General features: G+C 34.8%; 19 protein-coding genes and 1 other RNA gene. 10 read left to right on the forward strand and 10 right to left on the reverse strand.

Features of this window, described 5'->3' with window-relative positions; genetic code table 11:
- Nucleotides 1-64 precede the first annotated feature (64 nt).
- Entirely contained in the window at nt 65-769 is a 705-nt protein-coding gene (locus tag ISP71_06045) for an RNA methyltransferase (protein ID MBL6663651.1), read from the reverse strand.
- 110 nt (nt 770-879) lie between these two features.
- Here ISP71_06045 and fbaA point away from each other — a divergent pair, with 110 nt between their 5' ends.
- From fbaA to ISP71_06075, 6 genes are all read left to right on the forward strand, one after another.
- A complete protein-coding gene (fbaA, locus tag ISP71_06050; GenBank protein ID MBL6663652.1) occupies nt 880-1,941 on the forward strand; it encodes a class II fructose-bisphosphate aldolase in 1,062 nt (353 codons plus the stop codon).
- A gap of 5 nt (nt 1,942-1,946) precedes the next feature.
- Nucleotides 1,947-2,792, forward strand: coding sequence for an acetyl-CoA carboxylase carboxyltransferase subunit beta (locus ISP71_06055; GenBank protein ID MBL6663653.1), 846 nt, complete (start codon nt 1,947-1,949; stop codon nt 2,790-2,792).
- Nucleotides 2,793-2,874: 82 nt separating this feature from the next.
- Nucleotides 2,875-3,144: a 30S ribosomal protein S15 gene (rpsO, locus tag ISP71_06060; protein MBL6663654.1), complete on the forward strand. Its 270-nt coding sequence runs from the start codon at nt 2,875-2,877 to the stop codon at nt 3,142-3,144.
- A gap of 90 nt (nt 3,145-3,234) precedes the next feature.
- A complete protein-coding gene (locus tag ISP71_06065; GenBank protein MBL6663655.1) occupies nt 3,235-5,352 on the forward strand; it encodes a polyribonucleotide nucleotidyltransferase in 2,118 nt (705 codons plus the stop codon).
- A gap of 71 nt (nt 5,353-5,423) precedes the next feature.
- Complete coding sequence (locus ISP71_06070) at nt 5,424-6,287, forward strand: sigma-70 family RNA polymerase sigma factor (GenBank protein ID MBL6663656.1); 864 nt, start codon at nt 5,424-5,426, stop codon at nt 6,285-6,287.
- A 60-nt stretch (nt 6,288-6,347) separates the two neighbouring features.
- Nucleotides 6,348-6,998 carry a ribulose-phosphate 3-epimerase gene (locus tag ISP71_06075; protein ID MBL6663657.1) on the forward strand — a complete coding sequence of 217 codons (651 nt, stop codon included), beginning with the start codon at nt 6,348-6,350 and terminating at the stop codon, nt 6,996-6,998.
- On the opposite strand, the gene ISP71_06080 is transcribed toward ISP71_06075, so the two are convergent.
- From ISP71_06080 to ISP71_06100, 5 genes are all read right to left on the reverse strand, one after another.
- The gene (locus ISP71_06080) at nt 6,995-8,200 is read right to left on the reverse strand and encodes an alanine dehydrogenase (protein MBL6663658.1); all 1,206 of its coding nucleotides are present in this window, start codon (nt 8,198-8,200) and stop codon (nt 6,995-6,997) included. The genes ISP71_06075 and ISP71_06080 overlap by 4 nt on opposite strands.
- Before the next feature lie 64 nt (nt 8,201-8,264).
- Nucleotides 8,265-9,215 (reverse strand): Fic family protein, encoded by a 951-nt coding sequence (locus tag ISP71_06085; GenBank protein MBL6663659.1) that lies wholly within the window; start codon nt 9,213-9,215, stop codon nt 8,265-8,267.
- A gap of 107 nt (nt 9,216-9,322) precedes the next feature.
- Nucleotides 9,323-11,830 carry a hypothetical protein gene (locus ISP71_06090; GenBank protein MBL6663660.1) on the reverse strand — a complete coding sequence of 836 codons (2,508 nt, stop codon included), beginning with the start codon at nt 11,828-11,830 and terminating at the stop codon, nt 9,323-9,325.
- Between the two features lie 69 nt (nt 11,831-11,899).
- Nucleotides 11,900-12,685: a hypothetical protein gene (locus ISP71_06095; GenBank protein MBL6663661.1), complete on the reverse strand. Its 786-nt coding sequence runs from the start codon at nt 12,683-12,685 to the stop codon at nt 11,900-11,902.
- A gap of 45 nt (nt 12,686-12,730) precedes the next feature.
- A complete protein-coding gene (locus ISP71_06100) occupies nt 12,731-13,819 on the reverse strand; it encodes a hypothetical protein (GenBank protein ID MBL6663662.1) in 1,089 nt (362 codons plus the stop codon).
- Between the two features lie 275 nt (nt 13,820-14,094).
- Between ISP71_06100 and ssrA the strand changes: the two genes are divergently transcribed.
- Nucleotides 14,095-14,465: a transfer-messenger RNA gene (gene ssrA, locus ISP71_06105) on the forward strand.
- 9 nt (nt 14,466-14,474) lie between these two features.
- On the opposite strand, the gene ISP71_06110 is transcribed toward ssrA, so the two are convergent.
- The 4 genes from ISP71_06110 to ISP71_06125 are packed head-to-tail and all read right to left on the reverse strand — an operon-like array spanning nt 14,475 to nt 18,592.
- Nucleotides 14,475-15,188, reverse strand: a complete 714-nt coding sequence (locus tag ISP71_06110) for a thioredoxin fold domain-containing protein (protein MBL6663663.1) — start codon at nt 15,186-15,188, stop codon at nt 14,475-14,477.
- 2 nt (nt 15,189-15,190) lie between these two features.
- On the reverse strand, nt 15,191-15,955 hold the full coding sequence (locus ISP71_06115; GenBank protein MBL6663664.1) for an alpha/beta hydrolase: 765 nt from the start codon (nt 15,953-15,955) through the stop codon (nt 15,191-15,193).
- 18 nt (nt 15,956-15,973) lie between these two features.
- Nucleotides 15,974-17,308: a hypothetical protein gene (locus ISP71_06120; GenBank protein ID MBL6663665.1), complete on the reverse strand. Its 1,335-nt coding sequence runs from the start codon at nt 17,306-17,308 to the stop codon at nt 15,974-15,976.
- Nucleotides 17,309-17,365: 57 nt separating this feature from the next.
- Nucleotides 17,366-18,592, reverse strand: a complete 1,227-nt coding sequence (locus tag ISP71_06125) for a DUF481 domain-containing protein (GenBank protein ID MBL6663666.1) — start codon at nt 18,590-18,592, stop codon at nt 17,366-17,368.
- Nucleotides 18,593-18,708: 116 nt separating this feature from the next.
- Between ISP71_06125 and ISP71_06130 the strand changes: the two genes are divergently transcribed.
- From ISP71_06130 to ISP71_06140, 3 genes are all read left to right on the forward strand, one after another.
- Complete coding sequence (locus ISP71_06130; protein ID MBL6663667.1) at nt 18,709-19,014, forward strand: hypothetical protein; 306 nt, start codon at nt 18,709-18,711, stop codon at nt 19,012-19,014.
- Between the two features lie 83 nt (nt 19,015-19,097).
- Nucleotides 19,098-20,183 (forward strand): deoxyribodipyrimidine photolyase, encoded by a 1,086-nt coding sequence (locus ISP71_06135; protein MBL6663668.1) that lies wholly within the window; start codon nt 19,098-19,100, stop codon nt 20,181-20,183.
- A 90-nt stretch (nt 20,184-20,273) separates the two neighbouring features.
- The coding region (locus ISP71_06140) for a fibronectin type III domain-containing protein (GenBank protein MBL6663669.1) at nt 20,274-22,614 on the forward strand (2,341 nt) is incomplete at its 3' end.

The following is a 22,614-nucleotide window of genomic DNA, read 5'->3' on the forward strand; positions in this document are numbered from 1 at the left end:
TTTAAACGTTTTTGTTGTAAATCATGTAAATGGACAGGCTTATTGGCTAATTACACCAAAAAGCTTAAATAGCAGAGAGAATAATTGCTGCAGCTACAGATACATTTAATGATTCGGCCTTTGAAGATTTAGATTTAGGAATAGTAATTTTTTCACTTGTTAATTCTAAAATCTCTTTACTAATACCCTTAGACTCACTACCCATAACAATAATCTTTTTATCATCTTTTGTCAATTCGCTAAGTGGACTACCATTTAACACTGTCATAAACAATTTATAATCAGAATATTTTTTGAATGCATCTATTAAACTTGTATAATGAAGGTTAACTCTAGTAAAAGACCCCATACTTGACTGAACCACTTTAGGATTTAAATAATCCACACAGTCATCTGAACAAATAATATCTTTAACTCCAAACCAATCAGCAAGACGTATAATAGTGCCAAGATTACCAGGGTCTTTGACACCATCCAATGCTAAAACTGTATTACCAGTAATATCCAAAGAATCCTTTTTAATTTGAACTACGGCTATTACTTTATTTGGTGTCTTTAGAGATGAAATCCTACTTAAATCGTTATTGGAAATGATTATTGCATTTTCTCCTAACCATTCTTTTGTAGCATAGATAGCCTCTACCGTCCAGTCAGAACTAAGGACTTCATTTACTAGCTTTTCCCCTTCAACAATAAATAAACCATGTTTTAGCCTATTCTTCTTGAGAGATAATGAACGAATTAATTTAATTTGATTCTTAGTTAACATTCTGTGTTTAAAACTTTAAGCCGAAAGTAAAAAAATATCTTGATGAAACATTCAATAAAAAATAGTATTTAATACATTTGCCATAATAACCAACCTAATAAAATTTTAAGATGATAAAAGCGGGCGTAGCCACAGGAAACGAAGTGCAAGAGATTTTTGAACATGCTAAAAAACACGGGTATGCATTACCTGCAATCAATGTTGTTAACACAAGTAGTGTTAATGCTGTTTTGGAAGCTGCAAGAGATAATAACTCTCCTGCTATGGTTCAATTTTCAGCTGGAGGAAGTCAATTTTTTGCTGGAAAAGGGCTCTCAAACGATAAGCATCAATCAGCTATAGCAGGTGGCATCTCTGGTGCTATGCACACACACCAATTAGCAGAACTTTATGGTGCGACAATTATACTACATACTGACCATTGTGCTAAAAAGCTCTTACCTTGGATAGATGGACTGCTTGATGCTAGTGAAGACTTTTATAGAGTTCATGGTAAGTCATTGTACAGCTCACACATGATAGATTTATCAGAAGAACCACTAGAAGAAAATATTGATATCTGTAAACGCTACTTAGAAAGAATGAGCAAAATGGATATGACTTTAGAAATTGAATTAGGTATTACTGGTGGTGAAGAAGATGGTGTAGATAATTCTGACGTAGATAGTTCAAAACTTTACACCCAACCCGAAGAAGTCGCCTATGCATACGAAGAGTTGATGAAGGTTAGTGATAGATTTACAGTAGCTGCAGCTTTTGGAAATGTTCACGGTGTTTATAAGCCTGGTAATGTGGATTTACAACCCAAAATTCTTAAAAACTCTCAATTACACATACAAGAGAAATTTGGCACCAAAGAAAATCCAGTTAATTTTGTATTTCACGGAGGCTCAGGATCCTCTGTTGAAGATATAAGAGAAGCGATAGGATATGGAGTCATTAAAATGAATCTAGACACTGATTTTCAATACGCTTTTACCTCTGGAGTAAGGGATTACATGAACGAAAAGAAAGATTACATTTCCAGTCAGATAGGAAACCCTGATGGCAGTGATATTCCGAACAAGAAGTATTACGACCCTAGAGTATGGCAAAGAAAGGGTGAAGAAGCTTTCAAAATTCGTCTCAATCAAGCATTTGCTGATTTAAATAACGTTAATACCTTGAAATAAACAAAATGGGTTGGTTCAAAAGAATACAAGGAGGCATTACTACTTCCACCAATGACAAAAAGGAAATCCCTGAAGGATTGTGGTATAAATGTCCTAAATGTAAACATATTGTACCAACCGAAGAGCATAAATCAGAATTAAGCGTATGTCAAAAATGCAGCTATCATGAAAGAATAAATGCTAACGGCTACTTTTCAATTCTTTTTGACGAAGGCAAATTCAAGGAGCTAGATTCTAAAATGGAATCTGAAGACCCCTTAAAATTTGAAGACACTAAAAAATACATAGACAGACTAGTTCAGTCAAAAGAAAAAACAGGTCTTAAAGATGCTATTACAACAGGCTTTGGTAAAATCGAGGGTAAACCCCTTGTCATTGCTTGTATGAACTTTAATTTCATTGGAGGTTCTATGGGTGCTGTTGTTGGAGAAAAAATCAGTAGAGCCATACAACACGCTATTAAACAAAAGTGTGGTTTCATGATGATTTCTAAATCAGGAGGAGCAAGAATGATGGAAGCCGCTTTTTCATTGATGCAAATGGCAAAAACATCAGCTAACCTCTCTTTACTTGCACAAGCTAAACTGCCCTATATTTCACTATTAACAGACCCTACAACAGGTGGAGTAACAGCATCATTTGCCATGTTAGGTGATGTCAATATTGCTGAACCTGGAGCTTTAATTGGTTTTGCTGGTCCTAGAGTAGTTAAAGAAACTATCGGTAAAAGTTTACCCGAAGGATTTCAAACCTCTGAATTTGTCTTAGAGCACGGATTTTTAGACTTTATAGTTGAACGAAAAAACCTTAAATCCAAAGTCTCTCTCTTACTAGATATGTACACTTCCTAGAAATAAAGAGAATTATCTTTCTTTATTTAAAAGTTTTTCTATATTTGCAAACCAATTTTTAGGATAAAAAAAATAAAATAGAATGCATTTAACTGCTAAAGAAAAAGACGCCATTTTTAAAAAATATGGCGGTGACTCAAAAAATACAGGTTCAACTGAAGGTCAAATAGCATTATTTACCAACAGAATATCTTACCTTACAGGTCACTTAAAAAATAACAGAAAAGATAAAAACACACAACGTTCGCTACAACTTCTTGTCGGTAAGAGAAGAGGTCTTCTTGATTACTTAATGAATAAAGATATCGAGAAATACAGAGCGTTAATCAAAGATTTAGGAATAAGAAGATAAGGTATCTTCTAAGCGGACAATACGCAAAAGGCAATTTTTCAATTGCCTTTTTGTGTATAAATCCGTTAGTATGTAAATAGACAAAGAAAAATGAAAGAAATTGTAAAAAAAATTGAACAGAAAGATGGTAGAACCATTGAAATAAGAACTGGTAAACTCGCTAAACAAGCACATGGATCAGTTGAATTAAGAATGGGTAATTCTGTTCTGTTAGCTACTGTAGTATCTAACTTAGAGGGCAAAGATGATGTAGACTTTCTACCGCTAACCGTAGATTATAGAGAAAAATTTGCTGCCGACGGACGTTTTCCAGGTGGCTTTTTAAAGCGTGAAGCTAGACCAACAGATCACGAAATATTAATAATGAGATTAGTAGACAGAATACTACGTCCACTTTTCCCAAGCGACTACCATGCTGAAACACAAATTATGTTATCACTAGTATCGCACGATGAAAACGTATGTCCAGAAGCACTAGCAGGTTTAGGTGCATCTGCTGCACTTGCAGTTTCTGACATACCATTTAACGGTCCTATCTCTGAAGTTAGAGTGGGTCGAGTAAATGGCGAATTAATAGCTAACCCTACCCCTGCTCAATTAGAAGAATCTGATATTGATATGGTTATCGGTGCATCAGCAGATAGCGTAGCAATGGTTGAGGGTGAAATGGACGAAATTTCTGAAACAGAAATGGTAGAGGCTATCAAATTTGCTCACGATGAAATAAAAAACCACTGTGCTGTTCAATTAGAACTAACTAAAGCAGTAGGTACAGAAACTAAAAGAGAATACTCTCACGAGAATCACGATAAAGAATTAGAGGACAATGTAATGGCATATTGCTACGACAAATTCTACACTGTAGCAAAAAAAGCCTCTGAAAAACACGCTAGAAGTAACGACTTCAAAGCCATTAAAGACGCTTTCAAAGAAACACTTTCTGAAGAAGAATTAGCAGAAAAGAGCTTTATGCTAGGTGCTTACTTCAAGAAAGCAGAGAAAAAAGCTGTTAGAGACATGGTGCTTAACGAAAATGTTCGTTTAGATGGTCGTAGCCCTTCTGATATTCGTCCAATTTGGTGTGAAGTTGATTATCTTCCAAGACCTCATGGTTCTGCACTATTTACTAGAGGCGAAACACAATCTCTAACAACAGTTACTTTAGGTACTAAAATGGATGAGAATAGAATTGATGGCGTTACAGAAGTAGGTTCTGAAAGATTCTATCTTCACTACAATTTTCCACCATTTTCTACTGGTGAAGCAAGACCAATCAGAGGAGTAAGTAGAAGAGAAATAGGTCACGGAAACCTAGCACAAAGAGCTTTATCTAGAATGATAGATGAAGAAAACCCTTACACAGTAAGAGTAGTTTCTGACATACTTGAATCTAACGGTTCGTCTTCAATGGCTACGGTATGTGCGGGTACTATGGCACTGATGGACGCAGGTGTTAAGTTAAGAAAACCTGTTTCAGGAATTGCTATGGGATTAATTACTGATGGTGGTAATTTTGCAGTATTATCAGACATCTTAGGAGACGAAGATTTCTTAGGTGATATGGACTTTAAAGTATGTGGTACTAAAGATGGTATTACTGCATGTCAAATGGATATCAAAATAGAAGGCTTATCGTATGAAATTCTTACTCAAGCGTTAGAGCAATCCAAGGCTGGAAGGCTACATATCTTAGGAAAATTAACGGATACTATTTCTGAAACAAGAGCTCAACTTAAACCTCATGTGCCAAAAATACATGTCATGTTCATTCCAAAAGATACTATTGGAGCAGTAATTGGACCTGGTGGAAAAATTATCCAGCAACTTCAATCTGATACCGATACTACAATAACTATCGAGGAAATCGACAATCAAGGAAAAGTAGAGATTTTAGGAACTACTCAAGAGTTATTAGATAATGCTATATCAGAAATTAAAGCATTGACATTTACTCCTGAAGTAGGAGATGTTTATACAGGTACTGTTCGCTCTGTAATGCCTTATGGTGCGTTTGTAAATATTGGCAAAGGAACAGACGGTTTATTACACATTTCTGAAATCAATTGGGAAAGAGTAGAAAACGTTGAAGATGTTTTAAAAGAAGGCGATAAAGTAGAAGTTAAATTAACTGAAATTGATCCTAAATCTGGAAAATTAAGGTTGTCAAGAAAAGTACTTTTACCAAAACCTGAAAAAAATAATCAATAGTTGTAACCTTTGATTGTTTACAGCGTAAAAGAATGCTGGAACAACCGAATTATTAATTTTTAAATTACAAAATGAGACAGCTAAAAATCACCAAACAGGTAACTAACAGAGAAACCGCCTCACTAGATAAATATTTGCAAGAAATTGGTCGTGTAGACCTTATTACTGCAGAAGAAGAAGTCGAATTAGCTCAACGTATCAAAGCAGGTGATGAAATGGCTCTTGAGAAGCTTACCAAAGCCAATCTACGATTTGTAGTTTCAGTAGCTAAGCAATATCAAAATCAAGGTTTATCACTTCCCGATTTAATCAATGAAGGAAATCTTGGTTTGATAAAAGCTGCCAGACGTTTCGATGAAACTCGTGGTTTCAAATTCATCTCCTATGCCGTTTGGTGGATTCGTCAATCTATTCTTCAAGCTCTAGCTGAACAGTCTAGAATTGTGAGACTTCCATTAAACAAAATTGGTTCAATCAATAAAATCAATAAAGCTTACGCCCTATTAGAACAACAATTGGAAAGACCGCCAACTGCTGAGGAAGTGGCTAAAGAATTGGATTTGACCGAAGATGAAGTCAAACAAGCTATGAAAAATTCTGGCCGTCACGTTTCTATGGACGCTCCTTTAGTAGAAGGAGAAGACAGTAACATGTATAATGTCATCGGTAGTGAAGATAGTCCGAATCCTGATGAAGGCTTAATGATTGATTCACTAAGACAAGAAATCGGAAGAGCTCTGGCTACACTAACTCCTAGAGAAGGAGAAGTAGTAAAAGCCTATTTTGGTTTGAATGGTGCTCACGCTATGACTCTTGAAGAAATTGGCGAAGCCTTTGACTTAACTAGAGAAAGAGTGAGACAGATAAAGGAAAAAGCTGTTCGCCGACTGAAACATACTTCTAGAAGTAAAATATTAAAAACCTATTTGGGATAAACTAAAGAGAGCTTCGGCTCTCTTTTTTTTTAACTTTGTTGCACAAATAATCTAACAACTATGTCACATTTAATAGCACCATCACTTTTAGCCGCCGATTTCGCCAATCTTGAAAAAGATTGTGAAATGCTTAACGAAAGTCAAGCCGATTGGTTTCATATCGATGTAATGGACGGTGTTTTTGTACCCAATATATCTTTTGGTATGCCTGTTATTAAAGCTATCAAAAAACACAGTAAAAAAACAATGGACGTACATTTGATGATTGTTGACCCAGATAGATACATTAAAACCTTTAAAGAAGTTGGTGCAGATATCTTAACGGTCCATTATGAAGCCTGTACTCATTTGCACCGAACTTTACAAGCTATTAAAGCGGAAGGTATGTTAGCAGGTGTGGCACTCAATCCTCATACGTCTGTAGATTTGTTAAAAGACACTATTCAAGATATTGACTTAGTTTGTTTAATGTCAGTAAATCCTGGCTTTGGTGGTCAGTCATTTATAGAAAATACGTATCAAAAAGTCAGAGAATTGAAAAACTTAATTCAGAGTAAAAATGCCTCTACTAAAATTGAGATTGATGGCGGCGTTAACTCTAGTAATGCCCCCCTATTGAAACAAGCAGGAGCCGATGTATTGGTAGCAGGAAGTTTTGTTTTTAAATCTGAAAACCCTTCAAAAACTATAGCTGATTTAAAATCGATTTAGTCTTTAGTATTGACGTATTCTCTTAAATACTCGAAATTTTTAGTCAAATCACCATTCTCACAAATTGTAGCTCGAGCAATAATTTGCTCTGAGTCTTCACCAAGCAAACAAGGGAAAACCTGTTGAAGGAGAGCATTACCAAAATCTTCAGAAGCATCTTTTGGCAACTCACAAGGTAAATTATCTACAGCCATTACAGTAATCACATCATCTTTATCAAAGACATCTTCAGATTCTGTATGAGGATTATAACCATAAATTGGCTCTGCAATGGTAGACGGTCGAATAGTTGAAGCAACTGGACCATCAATATCGCAAGAAATATCAGCAATAGTACGTATTTTAAAATCTGAGGATTTTGCATCTTCTCTAGTAAATAGATAAGGTGAGCCTTTGCCATAATAATGCCCAGCAATGAAGATATCTGCACAAGAAGCATAGTTCATAAAGCTAGACTGGAACCATTCAGGATTTGAGAAAAAATCTTTATTCGAAAATGTAGAACCATCAATTCGTTCGTTATAATCGTAAAAATCCAAATGCACATAGACAGCTTCGTCAAAACTATGAGATACAAATTCTTCTTTACTGACTTCTCTAATATTTAATTGCTTAATGATTTCTAATGCCCCATGCCCTACTCTACCATTACCAGAAACAATAATTTTAACGGCGGGTAAATTCACTTTTTGCAATTCCTGTTCAAGTTCCAATCGATTTTGACACAAATGAGCCGCTTTTAAAGAATATCGTTTTGTTCTTTTTCCATAAGCCAAAAAACCGTTATAGCAGCCCACTACTCCAGCATAGCGACCAAAACCTAGAATTCGTTTGCCATTTGCATGAGTTAAGGTTTCGTAATCTACCATTGAAATCCCTTTAGCAATCATAGTTTGTAACAAAGCTCTGTTGTAGCTTTGTTCCTTAATAGTATGTGAAAAATAAAAGTAGGTTTTACGCTCTAGTAATTCTGATTTTACAACCTCTTTTATACCAAATAACACATCACAATCGGACACATCATCGACTAATTGAATACCTAAATTAGCATACTCTTCGTCATCAAAACAACGGATGGGACTTTTTTGAACCACCAAACTTAGATTTGGATATTGAGTAATCAAATTCTTGCATTGAATAGGTGTCAAAGACACTCTTTTATCTGGTGGAGTTTTACCCTCTTTAAGTATACCAATTTTGATTTCAGTCATGCTTCAAAATTAAAAGAAAATATCCAATAAATAACTTATAAACCAATCAATAAATCTAGCGAGCACGTTTTCTATTATGTATATAATTTAAAATCGCTTCTTTTGAAGTTAACCAATTTTTACCCTCTTTATAGGCATCTATTTTTCCTTGTCTGGCTAACAAACTAACATATTCCTGACCATAAGGAACATCATCTTCTTCTACAATATTGGAAATTTCATCATAGCCATAATCTACTCCAGGCAAAGCATTGATATAAATATTTAGAGTACGTTCAAGAGCTTGAGCAACAAGGAGCATAAGTTTTTGATAATTACCATTATTGGCAGCATTCAATGCAGAATAGTATTTCTTCCTATCATTTCGAAGAATAATAGCAGGTGGAAAACCAAAAGACATTAAAATTAAATTCATAGATAATCGAGCCGTACGACCGTTGCCGTCAAAAAATGGATGAATCCAAACGAATTGATGATGAAAAATTGTTGCTAGCTCAATGATATTCAGATTTAAAGGATTTGAATTAACAAAAGAGATAAGTTCTTCTAACAAGAAAGTCACCTTACGAGCATTTGGAGGAATAAAATTTGCACCTGAAATTCTAACTCCAGCATTGCGTATTCTACCTGCTTGATCATCTTCGATAGAACGTAAAATTAGAGCATGTAAATCTAAAATTACATTTAATGAAAGTGAGGTTTTAGTAGAAACTAATTTTTCTAGTAAAAACAATGCGTTTTCGTGATTTTTAGCTTCAAAATGTTCTCGCAGAGATTTGCCTTTGATAGTAATACCCTCCTGTAGAACCATTTGAGTTTCACGCAAACTGAGCGTATTACCTTCTATACTATTAGAATTATATGTCCATTCCAATGATAGGCTTTCTTTTAAATTTCTAAGTGAAGCAGCACTAATAGGACGACTTTTCTGAAGTTGTGTTTGTTTATCAAACAAACGTTCAAAAGTGTTCTCTAATGTTGTTCTATATGTTAAATCAATATTCACTCCACAAAAATACAATAATATCGTTAAATATAAAAATTATAATTAACCGATATTAAAAAATTACTACCTTATATCCGATTGATACATTCTTATAATACTACTGAAAACTACTGCTCTCCAAGAATTGTAACTTGTAGAACCGCCTCATTCCAATCAAGACTAGGAGATAATGTTCTTGAAGAAGGTGTTCGGTATTCAACTACAATAGTATGGGTTCCAGCTGCTAATGTTTGAGACCAGTTACCACTATTTGTCCAATATTGTGAATTACCAGTTATAGCTTTTTGTACAACAGTATTATTAACTTTCAATCGACTAACTAAATGTAAGCTGCCAACCATAGAAATGTTATAAGTAATAAGTACTGTAGCCTGATGAGTTAAGGTAATAGTTTGTGTCAAATTAGCAAACTGAGCCCAAGCGTTACTATTGCTTGTAGTAAAATCTGAAGTTCTTCTAACAGTATGCACTTTTGATTTATATGCTTTGGCTTGTGCTATACCATTTACCTCTAACTTTTCACTTGGTGCCGTGGTGCCTATTCCTACATTACCATCTTTATCAATTTTAAATCTACCACCAACTACTCCCGGTGCATCTACATTAACCACTCCAGGTGCTACAGATAATAAAATATTATTAGTTTGACCTGAATAGTTTAAATTACTTCCAACTCTAACTAATCCAATTGCTGGTACTGAACCTAATGCTGAACCTATATGAAGTTTCGCTGTTGGATTAATACCTACACCTACTTTTCCCATTTGATAGATATTCTCTGTATTTAGGGTAGCACCTGCATTATCATCTGTTCCAAACCAAGGCTCTTGATTAATATCAGAAATGGTTCGTTTTTTTAGTACACCGGTACCATCAGCAACTACTATTTCGTCAGTATCTGCACCTACATTTAGAGTTCTAATACGTACCTCACCATTTACATCTAGCTTTTTGGTTGGAGCAGTATCTCCAATACCTAAGTTACCATCACGACTAAAGGTTGTATGGTTTGAAACAAATCCTCCTGTATTATTTATTGTTTGGACTATTAGCCCACCTACATTAGAATTAATAACATCATTCCAAGTAAAGCTCATACCTTTACCACTAGCTCCACCATGATACATTGCTAGTCGCAAATTATTTCCTGCATTGGTATTGTCAGAGATTGCTAAAGTGGTTGCCTCTCCACCATTAATATGTAATTTTTCAGAGGGTGTCGTCGTACCTATACCCATATCTCCACTTCCAGTTATGACTGCACTGGTTTGTTGGTTACTGCCATCGGTATTGGTCCAAAACTTAATGGCTGAATTGGAGCCACTTGCAGCACTACCAGCTACCAAATCTAACACGCCCGTATTGGCAGTAGCATTATTGCCGTGTAAATCTATACTTGCCCCTTTACTATCATTATAGCTTTCATCGTCCCCAGCGGTTATTCTTAACCGAGAGTGGGTAGTACCATCAATGCCCAATACTGCCGAGGAAGATACTCCAGGTACGGCAAAGTCTCCTGGATTAGCAAACAATAGGCGTTGATCGCCACTCTTAAATCGTGCCGCTTCTATACTGTTGGTCTTAAATACTAAGTCTTGTGCATCGGTGGTTCCCACAAAGTTGGTCCCAGCGGTTGTACCGCTATTGCCCAACAGTTGCCAGTCGTTGTTCAGGTTGCTTGCTGGTATTTTTTTGAGGACTCCATCGGTATCAGCCACTACTATTTCATCGGTGCCTACAATACCAGTATTAAGCGTTCTTACTCGAGCTTCGCCATTGACGTCTAACTTTTTGGTTGGAGCTGCAATACCAATTCCTACATTTCCTCCTTTACGTAAAAAAAGCGCATTCTCTCCATTATAACTTAATTCAAAATAGCGATTAGCTACCGTTGCATTACTTACATTAAGCATCTCAAAACGACTTCGACTACCTAAGCTGTTTCTATTAATAATAATGCCCGTATGACCTGCAGGAGTAGAAAACTCCATTTCGTGATTACCTCCTTTCCAATTTATTCCTATTGATCCTTGAACAAACAAATTATAAACACCAGGGTCATTAATACCTATACCAACACGCCCCAAATGGTAAATGTCTTCGGTGTTGGTGGTAGCAGCTGCATCGTCATCATCGCCAAACCAAGGTTCTCTAGCAATATCAGCTAGAGCTATACTTTTGTTTGCCTCTAAATCGTCCTCAATGGACAGTTGTAAAGAGTCGTTTAATATTTCGAAGACATCTATTTTTTGATCATCTGAAATGTGTTGAATTTGCAGCCAATTTGTACCATCAAAAACTTTAGTTAGTGTACTAGTATTTGAGGTATCAAACCATATGTCGCCCTCAACAGGTGTAGTAGGGGCTGTGGCTGAAGAAGTTACTTTATCTAAATCAATGACTTTCCAAACAGAGCCATCGTAAATTTTTGAAATATTGGTAGTCGTATCAAACCAAACATCTCCCTCAACAGGATTTGTCGGTGCAGTTGCCGAAGTTGTTACTACATTGGATGTGACGTCTTGTAAGGTTCCTTTATTGTCAATAACTCTTACTTGTTGAGCGTTAATCTCAAAGAGAAAAAAAGAAAAAAAAATAATAAAACAACAACGCATACACACAACTTTATTAATTAAAAAAAGTCAAGAGTTAATAAAGAATACTAACTCTTGACTAAAAAATTATTACCTATAATACTGAACTTCTATTACATCACCTGTAAAAAGTGTCCAGTCATTAGGAGCAGTTGTATTTTCCACTAAGGTTACTACAGAACCCGCAATAGTGTAATCTATACCAGCAACTAATTTGGCACCATTTCTATACACCCATACTTTCTCATAATCTGGTAAAGGAATTTGAGCACCTACCATAGCTGGAGTACCAGCAGTAACATCGTAAGTAAGAGTACCAGCAGTAGCTGTAAATACTGTTTGTCCACTAACGATTAAGTCAGTAGCTAACATTTTCTTAATCTCACCAGTAGCCTCATCTCTTACCAATAAAGTCCAACCCGTATTCCCTTGACCACTTGCTGTAGTCGTAGTTGTAGCAGGAACACCATTAGTAGCGTCTGTTACATCTACTTGAACTACATTGTTGAAAGAAAATACATGACCATTGAAATCAATATCAGTATCATCAGCTAATTGCCCACCCAATTGCCAAGTGGTAATAATACCACCGTCAGGTGCAGTGTTGGTAAGTTGCGTCAAACCATTTTGAACTTGTAGATACTTCTTAGTACCCTTGTTGTCAATAAGTCTAATCGCACCACCTTGAGTAGTTGCTCCAGATGTTGGTGCAGTAAATGCATCAGCACCAGGTGTTGCGGCAACAGGTGTTGTTTCATCACCTAATGCAGCATCAGTTTGTCTTGGTATATCTGCCCCTGTTGATTGTGCGTGTACTGCTACACCTGCTACAAGCATTAAGGCTAAAATACCTAGTTTTAAAAAATTTTTTTTCATAGTTAAAATTTTGGTTAATAATTCAGTTTCTGTTTTAAAAAAGTGTTAAGGTGTATAGTATTGCACAATTCGTATTTCATCGTCCTGATAGCATGTTGCCTCAGCTTCCAATTCAATAGAGTTGGTGTTAATTATTGTAAATCCTATTCTAGCTCCATTTCTATATACATCAATATTAGCTGATTGACTTGTAGGCATAGGAGGTGTAAAAACTGTTTGGCCGTTATTAGCTATAAACACCACTTCATACATCTGTCCGTTGTTGCTAAAAGCTTGTATAAGTGTCGAATCGTTAGCCAATAGGTTAATAAATAAAGAGTCATCAGCCAATTCAGACACAAAAGTAGAATCGTGAGCTAGTGGAGATATATCTAAAGAGAGTGTATTTCCATCTTCAATACTAATATGTAAAGTAGAACCTACTATTTCAAAGTTTGTCAAATGCTGATTGTCTTCGGCCATACCTAACAAGTTCGATAAATCAACCGTTCCTCCATCTTCCAAATTCAACAAGGTACCCGTCAGTGTCAAACGTTGGTCGTCTGTTCCTGCATTTTCTAGCAAGTCGGTTAAATCTATACTTCCTCCGTTTTCTAAATAAATGACGTTACCAACTAGTGTTAAACTTTGGTTATCATTGCCTGCGGTTGCTAGTAATGAAGATAAATCTACTCCTCCTCCATTTTCGATAATTAATGAATCACCAGTAAGGAACAAGCGTTGTCTATCTGGTCCAGGTATCCAGTGAATTGGTAAATAATCTAGGTTATCGAAATCCATACCATTATCAAAATCAATTTCTACCTTTAACCACTTTTCTTCACCATTCCAATCCATTTCATAAAAGTCATTATAAGTGTAGGTTCCTCTGCCTACAATTAAATTTATCATGCCATAATCATCTACAATCACATCAGAATGATATTCTTTGAATTCTAGTCCGTTGATATCTTGAATTGAAAACTGTATAGATACTAATGAATTACGTAGTACATTTGAATACTCAGAATCATAACCCGGTAGCTCTTGAGGGTCATCTTGACTCAATAATATCGCTTGATATGGAATACCTGGTGTCTGAGCGAATAATGCTATATTTACCAAAAGGAAAGCTATGTTTAAGATAAGTCTCATCCCCACTTCAAGTTTTTTTTACAACAAACGCTTATAAAACTATGTTTTCTAACTTTATAGCTTTTAACGTGTTTAGACTACACAAACCTATCATTTTAAAGCTTAAAACGAGTATCTACCAAGTAACACTAAGCCAATAAAAATATTAGTTTATCTGCTAAAAATCCGAATACATCGTCATTATCTCTAAGTTATATCTGTAAAATATTGGATTTTAATCATTCGGCAAAATCAAAGTAAAAAGTTGTATTTTTGCCTTTCGTTCTTTAGTTATTGGGGCTGACTGGTTTTGACTACAAGATGAAGTTAACCGTAAGCATGTCGAGCGTTGTTTGTTGGCTCGTAAATATCAATTCACACACTTTTAAATGGCGAGTATAACTACGCTATGGCAGCCTAAATATAGTATTTAGGACGCCTTTGCTTCTGAATGAAAGAAGGCTCAGTGCTTTTGTTCTTATGAAGCATCATAAAAAGATTGGGCTAGTTTTTTAGTGCTTCGACTAAAAAGCGAAATTTAAGAAGATAAGGTTGGAGTATGGTTGTGTTTTTCCTTACCCTTCCCGACAATCAAAAAACAATAAACATGTAGAAAGCGCTTGAGTTCCTTGTTTGGACGTGGGTTCGATTCCCACCAGCTCCACTTTAGACTAAACTATAGGTGAGAATCCAATAGTCGAGTCAGCTCTTCTTTACTAATTAAGCCAGTGTGCCTCCATATTTCTTTAGACTCCTTAAATAGTATTAGGGTTGGTACCGCCTTAATTTCAAAAGATTCTGCTAGTAATTCACTATTATCCATATCTATTCGAAGAATTTGTGCTGAATTAATGTATTCTTCTTTCAGCTCGTCTATCATAGGGGATATTTTACGACAAGGCATACACCACAAAGTATGGAAATCTGCTAACACTAAATTATTTTGACTAAGCATACTATCGAAGTCAGAAATGGATAACTCCTGAATGGATTTATCTTTTTTCTTAGAAGTTCGTATTAAAGGTAATTGAGTGGCTTGCCATGCCATAATTCCTCCACTAAGATTGACGACTTTAGCTTGTCCAGACTTGAGTAATAATTTGGCAGCTTGAGAACTTCTACCTCCACTCTTACAATAAACAAAAACGGTTTTATCTTTTTGAATTTTGCTGATTTTTCGTTCAAAATCGTGGTCATAAAAGTCTATTGTACTGGCATTTTCTATGGCACCACTACTTACCTCTTGTGGAGTTCTGACGTCTAATATAATACCTCCTTCTTTTTCAATAGCTGTTTGGAATTCAATAGGATTTAAATTGATGAAAGGTTGGGAGTTTGAACTACAGCCTAATAACAGAAATGAGCCAATAAGGATTAACAAGTTTTTCATGATTATTTTAAGAATTTTAATGCAAATTTATTAAAAGTTTGGTATTGGTCAATATTGACAATATGTCCTGAATTATTTACTTTTTCAAAAAAACAATTGGATTTGTCTTTTACATATTCTTCAATTTGTCGTACAAAAAGGTAATCCTCAATTCCTGAAATAAATAAGGTAGGTTTAGAAAGTTTGAGTTTAGAAATATCATCAATAGTATGCTTAATTTCTGGCAATAATTTCAGCCAATTTTTAAAGGCTCTGTTCTTAATTTTTTTGGCCTCATTGATAAATACTCTTCTAGAAACTCTATGTTCTTTGCTAGGCATTATTATAAGGGCAAACAAACGGTATAAAATGATGTTAGGAGTAAACCCCTTTATAGCTTGTGCTGTCCTTAATAGAAATAATGTACGAGTTGAAAAACTCGTAATAGCACCACTTAGTATCACCTTATCAACAATACTAGGATAAAGGTCAGAAATCTTGGTAATGATAATTGTTCCCAAAGAAACACCAATGAAATGAGATTTTTTGATGCTTAAATGATGAATAACTTCAACCACTTCATCTACCACAATACCTAAAGAATAATCGTCATTTACAGGAAGGTCATTTGACATACCATGCCCCCTTAAATCGATGAGCAATAAATTAAAATGTTCTTTGAGTACTTTGACCTGTTTGTGCCAAATAGTACTACTACCACCTGCTCCATGAATAAATGTTATCCAAGTGGCATCATCAGATTTTATGAAATGCTTAAATTTTAACAAGGGTACTCAACAAAAAAATTACTGTACAAAAATAATCTTCTTTTCAAAACTACCATCATCATAAAAGTAGATGTATGGGTTATTGGGTGCTAGTTTATTGACCGTTTCACCTAAAATATTTTTGATAAATAAAAGTCGTTTGTCTGACATTTCGAAATTTGTAATACTAGAAGTAACATTACAACTAACTGTTCCTAAAACGTAGTAATTAGAACATTCAGAATCCTCATTATCAATAATAACAAACTCATATTCGGTCTCGCCATCAGCTAAAAATGGACCTAATTGATAAAAGGGCTCTCCATATTCAAAAGAACCGTAATTCGTGCCATTACCCTGAATAGTAAAGGTGTAAGCCATAGGGTTTTCCACATCAAATTCTATATCAACCATAAAATAACCTAAACTATCACATTCTCCTGCCTCAGCAAATACATTATAAATAATACAGCTTGTAGAATCTTCATTGCACTCTTCCCACTCAGAAGAATCAAAAGAAGTGTAATCCAACAAAATATTTTCTCCAGCAGTCATTAGCATTATATTATTTTCAGAAAATACATAATTAAACATGATTTGCTCCTCAAAGTCTGCATTGGTAATTACCAATTGAGAGTCCGAAGCTAAATAGCTAAAAGCAATATACTCGTAACATTCCATGTCTTCCTCAAAGTCATAAACAAACAAAGAATCAGAAGTAAACTCCACATAATCGTATTCTTCGGCTATATTATATTGACCCTCTAAAGAAATACCAGAATCATCTAGACTAAAGCTGATAGGAAATGAACAGACAAGCTCAGGGTTTCCAGCAAAAAACCCTTCGAAAAGCAACAAGGTTCCTTCAAAAGGAATACTAAAAAATTCTTCAAAATATAATGTTCTCGTATCACTGTAGTTAGCACCAAAACCATACACATTTCCTGCGTCCATACCTTCCTGAGCAATTTCTTCTCCTTCGGAGTTTAACAATACAAAACCTGCATAATCAAAGAATTCTGATGAAGTAAAGAAGGTGGACATATTAATAGTCAGTATAGCTCCACTTTCTTCTGTCAAAAGACTAAATGATTCTACCACTACATTAATAGAGTCGCAAATAGAATTATCTGTAGCTACTGTAGAACAATCTATTATATTTCCATTGGTATCGTATGCCGAAACATATGAGGTAACACCAAAACACTGTGTAGCCTCACACGGATTGCTATACAATTCACCATCACATCCACAAACAGGATCATATATAAGACCACAGAGACAACCTGGGTCAATAGCTGTTGAGTCGATACAATCTTGAGCCTGTAAAATAAAAGGCGAGAAAATTAGAACTAGTAATATTTTTTTGAACATTGGTGTATTAGATTAAGTTTTATCAAATCTAGTTAAAAAATTTAAAATCCAAAAATATTAAAATCGTGAGTTTACAATATTATTTTTTGTAGAACCAAAGGTATAACTCAAACCAAAATTAAAGTAAAACTTATAATTTGATTCCAATTCTCTCTGACGTGTTAGAATATCCTCAGATGAAACATCACCTTTAACTAGAGAAATTTGCGCACGATTAAGAGTTATCCAATACCATAAATTTACTGAAAGACCCTTTACAATTTTCCAATCTATATCCGTACTAAAATTGAGATAATATTTACCCATTTCCTCAATATCTAAGATTTGATAGCTATATAAATTTAAACCTATACTACCCCACTTTTGAATATTATTATATCTAGCTTCAAATTGATGAAGAGGAAATGTTTCCTCAGTTTTAAAATATATTGTTGAATCCATATAGTTGTTATAACCCAAACCGACGCCATAAAGCAAACTCAATCGATGTTTAGAAGACTCATCATAAGGATAAAAATTATACTCAATAGCAGGTTCAAAACGAAGTTTTAGATTATAATTAGAATATGTATCTCTTGAAATATTAGTAAACCCACCCAATGATAGCTTAGGACTAATACTTTTTACATAAGTAAATTCTATTGACGATTTTTTCTTTTCGGTTTGCAGTTTATAATCAGGATAATCGTATTTAGTCGTGGAATTATTCAACCTAAAGTTGGATAAAAACTTTGACTTTTCAGTTATCTTATTAATGGATAAAGAGGAATTGTAATTACTATTGCTGTATCCTTTTTCGGCATCTAGCCAAGCACTCAAATTAATTCTAAACACCCAATTTCTCCACTGGTCTAAATCCAGATTATTTTTAGAAACTGTAGTATTTGTATAATCTAAATTGAAGTTCTTAGCTTCTTCACTTCTCAATAAATAATAAAACAAGCCTTTTCTAAGCATCTCTAAAATTTCTTGCCGTTGGTTTTCTTTAGAAATGTCAGGTTTGAGATTTATGAAATACTCATCTTCTTTAGAGTTAAATTGTTTTGAGCTGATAAACCTAAATGATATTCGACTACCACCACTAGCACTTTTTTGAGATTTAACAATTATTTGCACATGAGAATCTGAGGGCTCGCGCATAAAATTAATGTAAGGCATTTCTCTTTTAAGGAAATCTTCATCACAATTTAAGTGACAATCTAAAAAAACATTGAGCTTTTCAATTTCTTGTGAAAAAAGAAGTGATGGTAATAGCAAAAGAAAAAAGATGGTTTTTTTAAACATGACTGAGTTTTTAGCTATAACTTTACAAGCATACAATTATTGCAAAAACTGACATTTTGACTAAAATTTAACATTGGCATAAAATTTGAACTGAATTAGTATAGAAATTAGTAATTATGAATATTCCAAGTAAAATACAACATCTGAGCTCTTTTGAAATAGAAAAGCTATGTCATCTTTTAGAGTGTGACCAACAAGAATTAGTAGAATTTGAAAAGCTTGCTTTACAAATCGCTGATGAAACAGAATACACCTATGATGCTATGATGAAAATTCTTCAAAAAGGTCATAATCTGAGAGAAGCTATTTTTATTGCTATGATTATAGGTAGAAAAGAAGGCTATCTACAAGCTGAAGCAGACATGGAAGAAGAAATTAAAGATAAATTATATCAAGCTTTTAGAGGAAATAGAAATCAATAAATAGTTTTTGCTCTTGGCTTTTAGTCATATAATCACTTAAAACTGTATTTTTGTATAACTTTTTAATTTTATAGTTATACAAAATGAATACAGACTTCTCACAAATACTTCAAAAGTTAGACCTACTTAAGCCTGTTGAATACGCCAAAAACCGTAATTATATTGATGGAGATGTCAGTAAATTATCGCCTTATATTTCTAGAGGTGTAATTTCTACCAAACAAGTTTTTGAATATGTTATGGCTCAAGGCTATCCATTTTATAAAATCGAAAAATTTGTACAAGAATTAGCATGGAGAGATTATTGGCAACAAATTTGGATAGATAAAGGCACCCATATCAATTCTGATTTAAAAAATAAACAAGATGGCGTTAAAAACCACCTTATACCAAAAGCTATTGTGGATGGAAAAACCTCAATCAAAGCTATAGATGATAGTATAGCAGAATTTTATGAAAGTGGATATATACACAACCACCTGCGTATGTACATAGCATCACTTTGTTGTAATGTGGCTAAATCTCATTGGAAATTACCTGCTCAATGGATGTATTATTATTTGTTAGACGGAGATTGGGCAAGTAACGCTTTAAGTTGGCAATGGGTATGCGGTAGTAATAGTAATAAATTGTACTACGCCAATCAGAACAATATCAACAAATATTGCCATACTACTCAACAAAATACTTTTCTTGATATTGAATACCATCAGTTTAATGATTTACATATTCCTAATGAATTAGTAGAACTTATTGACTTAAAACTGACTACCACCCTACCCAAAATGACTGAAGAAATTAAAATTGACACCAATAAGCCTACATTGATATACAACTTTTATAATCTCGACCCACAATGGAAAGTAAATGTTGATGCGAATAGAATTCTTCTTGTCGAACCATCTGTTTTTGAAAATTATCCAATTTCAAATAAATCAATGGAGTTTATGATTGACTTATCCAAAAATATTAATGACATACAATTATATGTGGGCGAGTTCAAAGAACTAAAAAAAATTACTGAAGAGAGTCATATATATTATAAAGAACATCCTTTAAATCATTCTTATGAAGGAACAAAAGAAGATAGAGACTGGATATTTCCTATTAAGGGTTATTTTCCTAGCTTCTTCAAGTATTGGAATAAGTGTAAAAAACACATAAAATGATTATTTTTTAAAAAAATTAACTTAAGTAATTAGGATTTTTGAACATAAAGTGTAGTTTTGACACTTTACTAACCAAAATAATTTCATAAAATGTCAATTTTTAAACCTTTAAATGTTGTACTTAGTTGGATTTTTATCCTCTTCATAAGTACGAATTTAAGTTATGCGCAAACTCCTGATTCAGAAAGTTTTGCCGTAACATTTTCTGTAAACACGGCTAACATCGAAGTAGGCCCTAACGGCATGTATGCTGGTGGTGGTATGTTAGGTGATGCTATGGCACTACCTTTGTCTGATGATGATGGCGATGGTGTTTGGACTGGTGTAGCTTACATCAATTCAGGAACAACTGGAAACTATACCCTACTTAATAGTCCTGCTCATGGTGGCGACTGGGGTGCTAAAGAAAACATAGCTGGTCTTCCTTGTGCTGATGCGGCTAACTGGAACGATAGAATTTTACCTGCTATCAATTCAGACACGACTTTATTACATTGTTTCGCAACTTGCGATAATGATGGTACATGTCCAGTTATCTCAGGCTGTACTGATGAATCTGCTATGAACTACAATCCAGCAGCTTCAGAAGATGATGGTAGTTGTGAGTTTTTAGTTGATGGAGAATCTCCTTACTGTGATACTCAAATCTATCACTTCATGAATGAGGCAGAAGTACCTTCTAGCATATTTATTTCTGTTGGAAATAATGGTGCAAACTCTATTATCATTCAAGTGGAATCAGCTGATGCTGATCCTATAGATGATATGATTATCAATAGTGCTACTGGTGGATATACCCTTGGAGTCATGAACTCAAGTAATGGTGTGTTTAGTAACACTATGACATGGAATACTGATGTTGATATAGTAGATATTAATGTATTGTGGAGTAAGGAATCCTTTGGCGGAAACTGGCAGTGGAGTCAAAGTAATGTAGCAATAAATGTTAACGATACTTGTGATATTGCTACTTTACCAACTGTTTCAGGATGTACTGATGCTGCTGCAACAAACTTTAACTCTGAGGCAACTGTTGATGATGGCTCATGTGAATACGCTTCAGTATCAACTACATTTAATGTTGATATGAACTGTGCAGGTGTAGAATTCTCTACTGTACATATTACAGGACCAATTTGGGGATGGACTGCTGATATTCTAATGTCAGATGATGATGGTGATGGTATTTATAGCATTACATTTGATGATCTTACAGGCGATGTTGAATACAAATACATGGTTGACTATTGGGCAAGTCAAGAAGACCTAGTCGATGATATGGTTAACGGTGCTACTTGTGCTCCTGTCACAGATTATTTTGGATATGCAAATCGTCAAGTAGCTGCTGGTTCAACAACTGCTGATACTTACGGCTCATGCTCAGAGTGTTCTGATTTGATTTCAGGATGTACTGATGCTGCTGCAAATAATTACAACCCAAATGCTACTGAAGATGACGGATCATGTAACTACTGTGATGCTGTAACTGTTAACTTTAGTGTTGACGCTGGTAACGTTGTTTCTGGTGATTACGATAATGTAGTAATTAATGGATCATTTGCAAACTGGTTTGGTTGGGGTGTTACTCTATCCGATGAAGATGCAGACGGCGTTTACACTGGTTCTACTACTGTAGAAGCTAACGTTGTTCATGAGTATGTTCATGCTTTAACTGGAGCGGCTGATGGTTGGTCAGGTTGGGGTGTTATTGGATTTGCTCCTGAAGCTTGTCAATTAGGCGTTTCTGAAACAACAGGTGATGCATCACCAAACTACTTCTTCTCAGGAGAATGTGGTGAAGTTATTGATTTACCAACTGTATGTTTCAGTGAATGTACAGAGTGTGTTGAAGATGTGCCAGGTTGTACTGATGCTTCTGCTGATAACTTTGATCCTAACGCTAACACAGACGATGGAAGTTGTACTTATTGTAATTCATTTGAAGTATTTTTAATTGGCACTTCTGATGTTTCTGAAGCTGGTGCTTCAGATGGTAGTGTTCAAGCAACAGGTCAAGGTGGTTCTAACAACTACGAAATAACTGTTGCTGATGGTAATGGTGTACCACAGAACTCATTTGCTTTAGCAGCAGGTGACTACACTGTTACAGTAACTGATGTAACTTCAGGATGTGAAGCTTCAACTTCTATAACTATTTCTGAGCCAGTAGTAACTGACAACCCTTGTGACATTGTACCAACAGGTTTATTTGCGGATAACATTATTCACAATAGAGTTGTGTTTAACTGGTCAGCACCATCTGCTGCACCATCACACTACATGATTCGTTACCGTGTGGTAGGTACTTCATCTTGGACAGTAATGACAGCTGGTCCTGTTAACTCTAATGCCTTTACTGGTACTAGCAGAACACGTTACTTCATGGAGCCAGGTACTACTTATGAGTGGTCAATGAGAGCTAGAGTATTGA

The sequence above is a fragment of the Flavobacteriales bacterium genome, assembly GCA_016779995.1.
GTDB lineage: Bacteria > Bacteroidota > Bacteroidia > Flavobacteriales > UBA7312 > UBA8444.

Coding starts and splice junctions, on each gene's coding strand:
- ISP71_06135 (MBL6663668.1), top strand. CDS start 19,098: ATGAATACAGACTTCTCACAAATACTTCAAAAGTTAGACCTACTTAAG.
- ISP71_06055 (MBL6663653.1), top strand. CDS start 1,947: ATGGGTTGGTTCAAAAGAATACAAGGAGGCATTACTACTTCCACCAAT.
- rpsO (MBL6663654.1), top strand. CDS start 2,875: ATGCATTTAACTGCTAAAGAAAAAGACGCCATTTTTAAAAAATATGGC.
- ISP71_06095 (MBL6663661.1), bottom strand. CDS start 12,685: ATGAAAAAAAATTTTTTAAAACTAGGTATTTTAGCCTTAATGCTTGTA.
- ISP71_06130 (MBL6663667.1), top strand. CDS start 18,709: ATGAATATTCCAAGTAAAATACAACATCTGAGCTCTTTTGAAATAGAA.
- ISP71_06070 (MBL6663656.1), top strand. CDS start 5,424: ATGAGACAGCTAAAAATCACCAAACAGGTAACTAACAGAGAAACCGCC.
- ISP71_06090 (MBL6663660.1), bottom strand. CDS start 11,830: ATGCGTTGTTGTTTTATTATTTTTTTTTCTTTTTTTCTCTTTGAGATT.
- ISP71_06110 (MBL6663663.1), bottom strand. CDS start 15,188: ATGAAAAACTTGTTAATCCTTATTGGCTCATTTCTGTTATTAGGCTGT.
- ISP71_06075 (MBL6663657.1), top strand. CDS start 6,348: ATGTCACATTTAATAGCACCATCACTTTTAGCCGCCGATTTCGCCAAT.
- ISP71_06065 (MBL6663655.1), top strand. CDS start 3,235: ATGAAAGAAATTGTAAAAAAAATTGAACAGAAAGATGGTAGAACCATT.
- fbaA (MBL6663652.1), top strand. CDS start 880: ATGATAAAAGCGGGCGTAGCCACAGGAAACGAAGTGCAAGAGATTTTT.
- ISP71_06120 (MBL6663665.1), bottom strand. CDS start 17,308: ATGTTCAAAAAAATATTACTAGTTCTAATTTTCTCGCCTTTTATTTTA.
- ISP71_06045 (MBL6663651.1), bottom strand. CDS start 769: ATGTTAACTAAGAATCAAATTAAATTAATTCGTTCATTATCTCTCAAG.
- ISP71_06100 (MBL6663662.1), bottom strand. CDS start 13,819: ATGAGACTTATCTTAAACATAGCTTTCCTTTTGGTAAATATAGCATTA.
- ISP71_06125 (MBL6663666.1), bottom strand. CDS start 18,592: ATGTTTAAAAAAACCATCTTTTTTCTTTTGCTATTACCATCACTTCTT.